This is a genomic window from Azospirillum himalayense, from assembly GCF_042657465.1.
Taxonomy (GTDB): Bacteria; Pseudomonadota; Alphaproteobacteria; order Azospirillales; family Azospirillaceae; genus Azospirillum; species Azospirillum himalayense.
The window spans coordinates 756-1,582 of record NZ_JBHSLC010000125.1 but is presented as its reverse complement, the minus strand read 5'-3'; the positions used below and the strand labels follow the sequence as shown (position 1 = coordinate 1,582).

The window sequence follows — 827 nt, the reverse complement described above, 5'->3', positions numbered from 1 at the left end:
CCATCGCCAAGCCTTTGTGCAAGGCGGCCTTCCGCGTGCTGCACGCCCAGGACATCGGCATCGCCGTGGCCCGCGCGATCCGCGCCGCGGTGTCGGGCCGTCCGGGCGGCGTCTACCTCGACCTGCCGGCCAAGCTGTTCTCGCAGGTGATGGACGCCGCCGAGGGCGCGCGCTCGCTGGTCAAGGTGGTCGACGCCGCGCCGGCGCAGCTGCCCTCGCCGGACTCGGTGGCGCGCGCGCTGGAGGTGCTGAAGGGCGCCAAGCGGCCGCTGATCATCCTGGGTAAGGGCGCCGCCTACGCGCAGGCCGACGAGGCGGTGCGCGAGCTGGTCGAGAAGAGCGGCATCCCGTTCCTGCCGATGAGCATGGCCAAGGGTCTGCTGCCCGACACCCACCCGCAGTCGGCGGGGGCGGCGCGCTCGATGGTGCTGAAGGACGCCGACGTGGTGGTGCTGGTGGGCGCGCGTCTGAACTGGCTCTTGTCGCACGGCAAGGGCAAGACCTGGGGCGAGCCGGGGTCGAAGACCTTCATCCAGATCGACATCGAGCCGCGCGAGATGGACAGCAACGTGGCGATCGTGGCGCCGCTGGTCGGCGACATCGGGTCGTGCGTGTCGGCGCTGACCGCCGGGATGGCCAAGGGCTGGACGCCGCCGCCGGCGGAGTGGACGGGGGCGGTGTCGGCGCGCAAGGAGGCGAACATCGCCAAGATGGCGCCCAAGCTGATGAGCAACGCCTCACCGATGAACTTCCACGGGGCGCTGGGCGCGCTGCGCCGGGTGGTGCAGGAGCGGCCGGACGCTCTGCTGGTCAACGAGGGAGCCAAT

At 71.7% G+C, this 827-nt stretch carries 1 pseudogene; it reads left to right on the top strand.

The window, feature by feature from the left end:
• Nucleotides 1-827 (top strand): annotated as a pseudogene (locus tag ACFPMG_RS35340) (oxalyl-CoA decarboxylase); the annotation flags it as partial.